The organism is Streptococcus sp. 27098_8_86 (assembly GCF_041432595.1).
Lineage (GTDB): Bacteria > Bacillota > Bacilli > Lactobacillales > Streptococcaceae > Streptococcus > Streptococcus pneumoniae_F.
The window spans coordinates 69547-76918 of sequence record NZ_JAPVZW010000010.1; the positions used below are offsets into that span (position 1 = coordinate 69547).

The 7372-nt window shown below is 37.7% G+C and carries 7 protein-coding genes; 1 reads left to right on the plus strand and 6 read right to left on the minus strand.

Annotated features, from left to right (window positions below; translation table 11 throughout):
* Nucleotides 1–64: 64 nt before the first annotated feature.
* The 5 genes from O3616_RS08940 to O3616_RS08960 form a co-directional block, all read right to left on the minus strand.
* Entirely contained in the window at nucleotides 65–1114 is a 1050-nt protein-coding gene (locus O3616_RS08940; protein WP_371638669.1) for a DUF389 domain-containing protein, read from the minus strand.
* Nucleotides 1111–1434: a potassium channel family protein gene (locus O3616_RS08945; protein ID WP_001253404.1), complete on the minus strand. Its 324-nt coding sequence runs from the start codon at nucleotides 1432–1434 to the stop codon at nucleotides 1111–1113. Before O3616_RS08945 ends, O3616_RS08940 begins: the two co-directional genes overlap by 4 nt.
* Before the next feature lie 344 nt (nucleotides 1435–1778).
* On the minus strand, nucleotides 1779–3290 hold the full coding sequence (locus O3616_RS08950) for an ABC transporter ATP-binding protein (protein ID WP_004242726.1): 1512 nt from the start codon (nucleotides 3288–3290) through the stop codon (nucleotides 1779–1781).
* A 798-nt stretch (nucleotides 3291–4088) separates the two neighbouring features.
* The gene (locus tag O3616_RS08955; protein WP_371638670.1) at nucleotides 4089–5063 is read right to left on the minus strand and encodes a HAMP domain-containing histidine kinase; all 975 of its coding nucleotides are present in this window, start codon (nucleotides 5061–5063) and stop codon (nucleotides 4089–4091) included.
* A complete protein-coding gene (locus O3616_RS08960) occupies nucleotides 5056–5733 on the minus strand; it encodes a response regulator transcription factor (protein ID WP_000548991.1) in 678 nt (225 codons plus the stop codon). Before O3616_RS08960 ends, O3616_RS08955 begins: the two co-directional genes overlap by 8 nt.
* Nucleotides 5734–5888: 155 nt before the next feature.
* Here O3616_RS08960 and O3616_RS08965 point away from each other — a divergent pair, with 155 nt between their 5' ends.
* On the plus strand, nucleotides 5889–6962 hold the full coding sequence (locus tag O3616_RS08965) for a DUF2974 domain-containing protein (RefSeq protein ID WP_371638671.1): 1074 nt from the start codon (nucleotides 5889–5891) through the stop codon (nucleotides 6960–6962).
* Nucleotides 6963–7052: 90 nt separating this feature from the next.
* Here O3616_RS08965 and O3616_RS08970 read toward each other — a convergent pair.
* Nucleotides 7053–7372 (minus strand): LPXTG cell wall anchor domain-containing protein (locus tag O3616_RS08970; RefSeq protein ID WP_371638672.1); only part of this gene is annotated, 320 nt, incomplete at its 5' end.

Below are 7372 nucleotides of genomic sequence, written 5' to 3' on the forward strand. Positions count from 1 at the left end.
TAGTAGTGATTGACCAAACCACCACACAAGATTTGCTTTCATGAGTTAGATAAGGTCAATATCCTCAATCCTTGTCTGCTTCATTTTCTTTTACGAGATCTTTTTGTGAATCCTTTTCAGAGAGTTTTTGATCGATATACTTGTTAATGGTTTCATAAAATTCCTTGGTCGAATCACTGTCTAGTTTTGTCGAATTATGAACTTGATTGACTTTCAATTGAACAGATTGAATACCGTATGAGGCTTGTTTTTGGTGGAGCGTTTCTAATTCTTCTTCTGAAATCGGATCTCCAACAACCGTCAAGACCAACTCATTGTTTCTTGACTTGTAGACTTGATTAATGACCGTATGATTGGCAAACTCTTTTCCTACAAACTGCTTGATTCCTTCTTTTCGCGCTTGGTCTATCGTCAGAGTGACTGCTGAATAGCTGGCTGGAAGAATCAATAATACAATCAAGGATATCAATCCAATTCTCATTTTAATATTTAACTCTTTAAATGAACTTAAGGGAGATTTTCTCATCAAAATTCTTGTTCCAACAATGTTGATTAGCATGATAAAGACACAGTTGATCAAGAAAAGATAAAGAGCTCCAAATAAAAATCGTACATTTCCATTAGCTAAACCGTAACCTGCAGTACAGATAGGTGGCATCAGAGCTGTTGCAATGGCTACTCCTGGCACGATATTGTTTGCTTCTTTTTTCCTTGACCCAATTACACCTGCTATCCCACCAGCAATAGCAATAAGAACATCCCAAATGGTTGGAGAGGTTCGTGCAATCAATTCGCTACTTTCATAAGATAAGGGAGAAATCCAGAAATACAGAGCCGAGACAAGCAAGCTAACCAATACTTGGGTAAATAAAACCTCTAGAGATTGCTTGATTAAACGCGTATCAAAAATAGCTAAACCGAATCCCAGCCCAACAATCGGTGTCATAAGAGGGGAAATCAGCATGGCTCCAATAATGACAGCCGTTGAATTCATATTTAGGCCAATAGAGGCAATAAAAATCGCACACATCAAAATCACTGTATCTCTCAATCGAACATGAAGGTCATCATATAATTTCTCACGGTATTCCCGTGTTGAATAATTGGCAGTCATTTGTCCTCTCCTCTTTCCTTATTTAAATCGGTATAATAATTAATAATAACAGCTGATAAACAGCCAAAAAATATGAGCCCATAAATCGTCAAGAAGACACTGGTAATCCTTCCAATCAAGGTCACAGCTAGGAGATCCCCGTAGCCGACAGTCGTCGAAGTCACAAAAGCATACCAAAGACCGTCTCCGTAATTTGTGATAGCAGGTTCAACTAGGAAAAGCACGCCTCCTGACCCAAAAACAAAGGTCACAAAACTCAGAGCAAACCGAGTAAAACCCGTAACCTGTATAATATGCCATAACATTTTTAAACGTCTCATTTGTTCTCCTTATTCATACTAGCTCCTGACCGAGCCGTTTTTTCCAATAATCAAAGTGAAGATAGGACATGATCTCCATCAGAGAAAGATAGACAAACTGATAGATCTGATTTAAGCTGATTATCAACTGATATTGTTTGAAAAATGACTGGAAGAAAGACCAGATATGACTGTCTTGAATCAGTCCCTTCTTAACATTATATCAAAAATTTTACAGTCTTTCTCTGAAGAAATCAATTAATTTAAAAGATAGAGAAAGGAAGAAATTTTTGTATCCTTATCCGAAGAAGAAAAACGATATCAGAAGAACCTTGATACTATGCGTTTTATTCTTTATAATTTAGCTATTTCAAAATTACAAGTTCTCCATTCTTAATTTCCCAAACTTGGTCAAACTTACTTAATAATTCGTTTTGGCGATGTAAAGTAACAATGACGGCACTTGGTAGTTCCAGAACTCTTTCCAATTCCATTTTAAACTGATTAGTATCCAAGGCAGAGAAAGGTTCGTCTAGGATAAGCAATGGATTTTTACGATTTTTCTCACGATTTAAATACATTCGTTGTTGCTGACCACCTGACAGGGATTGTGGTGGAATTTTTTCAAAATCTTCTTCTCTGAATTTTTCATTGAAACTATTGAATAGCGTTACATTATTTTCATAACTTGAAATAAATGTATGTTCTTGTTGCAGAATCATACCGAATCTTCCCCAAAGATGGTCCAAAACAAGCCCATCTAGCACAATTTGTCCTTCAAAATCTTCATCTGTTCCATTTAAAATGTTGAGAAGACTACTTTTTCCAGACCCATTCTTACCAATAAGCGCAATTTTATCCCCTTTTTGAATCGTAGCGGAAGTAATTATCAATTTTGATTCTCCCAGTTGTTTGGAAATGTTTTTCAAAGTAATCGTATCAAAAGAATGTTGAGGTGCTTGAACTGAAACGGGTCTCCCAACAATGTTTTGAAAACTCTTGATTACAGGCTTTACGGACTCTAACATTTGTAAATCATAAAGGATTTCCTGTATTGGTTCAGAAAAAGCATTAATATATCCGAAACTTGCCACCACCTCAGGAATACCGAGTTGCTGGTGAGATAGAGAGTAGGCTAAATAAATAAACAGAACAAGACTAATGAATTCAAAAGAAACACCTGTCAATAAGATGCCTGTAATTTTTGTCAAACCATACTTAAAATACTTATCCTGCAAATTCTTTAGAGAACTCTTTTGTTGATTCAAAAAATGCGACATAGTTAGTTTATTTACCAAATGATGTCCCATGAGCAAATCCTCCAAAGTTCGATAGTAATCTCCTTGTTTTTTCAAGTAAACCTGTCTACGATTAGCGGTCAACTTCCCAACGATTTTAGGAATTTGAATACTAATTCCAGTAGAAAAGATTAAAATCAGTGATACAATAGGATTAATTGTTCTGCTAATAATGAAAGCGTAAATGATGATACGTAAAATTTGTTTGATAAAACTCATCAATGGAGGAAGGTAATCCTTTTCCAACGAATCTAGGTCATTAGATTGATAGGAAATATACTCTGCTACTGTTTTCTGCTTGAAATCGTGGTGACTGAGTCCCAGAAGTGAACGAAACCACTCATTTTTCAAAGTAGTCGAAAAGATAATCCCCTGCTTCCAATCAAGTATCATTTGGATATAGTTACAACTCAAATAGCCTGCCACTGACATAGAGTAACCATATAGAGCTACTTGATAATCCCCTTTGATTAATGCCTGCGTGAAATACGGTAACAAAGCTGTGCAGATATTCGATACTACACCAAAAAGAAAATTAAAGAAGAGATACCATCTAATAGTTTTAAGATATGGTAGCATATACGATACTCCTTGCTAATGCGTTTTTTTACATATCGCAGAACAATCTCTACTATTCCCTATTTCAGATAGTGCGATACTCGGACATTGAGTGCAATAATTGTAAATCACACAAGTACTGCAGTTTTTACTATCATTCAAAATATAATTTGCTATTTTGTAAAATATAGGTCTATCCCATGTTTCTTTGATAGATGTAAAATGAATATTTCCAATACTTCTATTGAAAGTAAGCTTTTTCAGTTTTTCTAACGATTTAGGCTATTTCGTGACACACCCACAATCCGTGAAAATTCTGATTATATCAGATTATATGATTTTCGTAAGAATTTTATATTGTCTCCAATCATGGCAGTCTCCTTTTACTAGATAAAACTATTATAACATTTAGAAATTAAAAACTGGTTCAAAATCAATAGAATGTGTGTATTCGATACATTCAATAAATTCTTGGAAACAGTTCTACACCAGTTACACAAATCTATATACACCTATCTCATTCAAAATAAAAAGAAAGCTGCAGTTCTTTTAATCCTGTGTCAACGATTCATTCTGAAATCGAATAGGAGACATTTCCCAAGTCTACAATTCACTTCATCTCAAATTAATTTTTGTAATTCACCCTTAGTTTATAGATTTTATACTCAACAAAAGTATAAAGCATACAAAACTTCACTTTGAACCAGTATTTATACTATATTCCGTATTAAAAATTCTATTATTGGTTTTGTAAAAAACAGTCTTCAAATATCCTGAAATATAGCAAAAAGAGATTGGGTAAAAACTCATTGTCTCTTCTCACTCAAGGACTAAGTTTACTTGAGCAAACTGAATCCGCACTATCGTTCCTTTTCCAACCTCAGACTCGATACGAATCTGGTGCCCCAGTTCTTCAGAAATTTTCTTAGATAGATAGAGGCCAAGTCCAGATGACTGCTGAGTTAGGCGTCCATTATATCCTGAGAAGCCACGTTCAAAGACTCGGAGGACATCACTGTTTTTTATCCCGATTCCCGTATCCTTGATACAGAGTTCCTGGCCTTCCATATAAATCTCCAGACCACCTTCCTTGGTGTACTTGAGACTATTTGAGATAATTTGTTCAATGACCACTAGTAACCACTTCTTATCCGTCACAATTTCTTTATCAAGGTCATATAGGTTGACATTTAGGCCTTTTTGAATAAAGAAAAGAGCATATTTACGAATTATTTCCTTGACCAAGTCCTCAATTTGCACCTGCTTCAAGACCAAATCATCATGGAAACTTTCTAAACGCAGGTACTGTAAAACTAGATTGGTATAGGAATCAATCTTGAAAATTTCCTGTTCTAATTGCTGCTTCAGTTGGCGGTCGGCTACTTCTGCAACTAAGAGTTGACTGGCTGCAATGGGGGTCTTAATCTGATGGACCCACAAGGTATAGTAATCCAGCAAATCCGTCAGTTTTCTTTCTGAATCTGACCTCTGCTGATAGAGTTCCATCTCACGCGCTTCTAATTTCTCAGCCAAGGCTCTTTCCAAAGGAGACTGAGCTTCCCTCTCACCATAGAGAAGTTCCTGACGATAGACCTGCATTTCCACCAATATATCCCAAGTGAAAAATAAGATGGTTACAAAGCAACATAGCAGGAAAAAGTAGAGAAAGTAAATTCCCAAACTGGCAAATAAAAACTGAAAGAGTAAGATCAGAAACGTCAAAGAAAGCAGATAGACAAACAGACGACTACGGGAGCGCAGATAGGCCAGAAAAAATGGTTTCCAATCAAGCATGCTTCAGTCCGTACCCTATTCCTTTCTTGGTCTCGATAAATCCTACCAATCCCTGTTCTTCCAATTTTTTACGCAAACGAGCCACATTAACTGAGAGGGTATTATCATCAATGAAAAAGTCACTGTTCCAAAGCTCCCGCATCAAGTCATCGCGCGCTACGATATTGCCAGCATGCTCAAACAAAACTCGTAAAATCTGGAATTCGTTCTTGGTCAAATTCAAGACTTGGCCTTGATAATGTAAATCCATGGATTTGGTATTGAGGATCACACCGGCGTATTCCAGTAAACTCTCGTCACGCCCAAACTCATAGGAACGACGCAACAAGCCCTGAACCTTGGCTAAAAGAACCTGCTGGTCAAAAGGCTTGGTCACAAAGTCATCCGCGCCCATGTTGATCGCCATGACGATATCCATAGCCTGGTCTCTCGAAGACAGAAACATGATGGGTACCTTGGAAATCTTGCGAATCTCCTGACACCAGTGATAGCCATTAAACAAAGGCAGTCCAATATCCATGAGGACCAGATGAGGCTCCGACTGAACAAATAGACTCAAAACTTCCATAAAGTCTTCTACCAGGACCACTTCAAATCCCCATTCAGAGAGCATTTTACCGACCTGTTGACGAATGACCTGATCATCTTCTACTAATAAAATCTTGTGCATGCGCTCCTCCTTTTCTATTATTATAACAGATTTTTCCATGCTAGCAGGCCTGAAACTGAATTTGAAAGAGCTTGTTTTTAGCCAACAAAGTGATGCAATCCTACTAGCCAATTTAAGGGAAATTTGATAAGATAAATAAAAAGAAAGGAGCTCTTATGGCCAATATTTTTGACTACCTGAAAGATGTCGCTTACGATTCCTTTTACGACCTTCCTTTAAATGAATTAGACATTCTAGCCTTAACAGAAGCTACTTACCTACCCTTTGATAATCTGGTATCAACAAGTCCTCAGCGACTTTTAGACCTGGCACCTCAGGTTCCAAGGGAGCCTAACATGCTGACCAGTAAAAATCGCCTCCAGTTATTAGATGAACTAGCTCAACACAAGCGCTTCAAAAATTGCAAACTCTCCCATTTTATCAACGAAATCGACCCTGAACTGCAAAAGCAGTTTGCGGCTATGATCTACCGCCTCACTCTCGATACTTATCTGATTGTCTTTCGTGGGACTGATGACAGTATCATTGGATGGAAGGAAGATTTCCACCTGACCTATATGAAGGAAATTCCTGCTCAAAAGCACGCCCTCCGTTATTTAAAGAACTTTTTTACCCACCATCCTAAGCAAAAAGTCATTTTGGCTGGCCATTCCAAGGGAGGAAATCTAGCTATCTATGCGGCTAGTCAAATTGAGCAAAGCTTGCAATATCAGATTACAGAAGTCTATACTTTTGATGCACCTGGCCTCCATCAAGAATTGACACAAACCGAAGGCTATCAAAGGATAATGGATAGAACCAAGGTCTTCATTCCTCAAGGTTCCATTATTGGTATGATGCTAGAAATTCCAGCTCACCAAATCATCGTTCACAGTACTGCCTTAGGTGGCATCGCCCAGCACGATACCTTTAGCTGGCAAATTAAGGACAAGCACTTCGTCCAACTGGATAAGACCAACAGCGATAGTCAACAGGTAGATACAACCTTCAAGGAGTGGGTGGCCACAGTCCCTGACGAGGAACTTCAGCTCTACTTCGACCTCTTCTTTGGCACCATTCTAGATGCTGGGATTAGCTCCATCAATGACCTGTCTTCCTTCAAGGCTATTGAACACATTCATCATCTCTTTATCAAAGCGCAATCCCTCACTCCAGAAGAAAGAGAAACCATGGGGCGCCTCACTCAATTATTGATTGATACCCGTTACCAAGCTTGGAAGAGTAGATAATCCACATAAAAAACCCAACTAATCGTTTGATTAGTTGGGTTTTCATTTATGAAATTGAATTCCTTTGTCTAATCTTTAATGATTAAAAGATTAGTCTTCTTTTTTCTTGCGTGCCACAAGACCAAATCCGCTCAATACTCCAAGAAGTCCAAGAGCTGCTAGGCTAGAGTGATCTTCTGTACCAGTATTAGGCAATTCCTTAGCTGGTTTAGCTGGAGCTGGTTTCGCAGGTTCTGGTTTCACAGAAGGAATAATTTTTTCATAAACATGAACTGTGTCGCCATTTGGAAGTTTCTTAGTCTCTACGAAGCGATAACCTGGGATATCTTTCTTACGTTGTTCGCCATCTTCTGTTGGATAGTTTGGAATTTCGTTTCCTTCTTTATCCTTGAATGATGTCTTAACTTTTT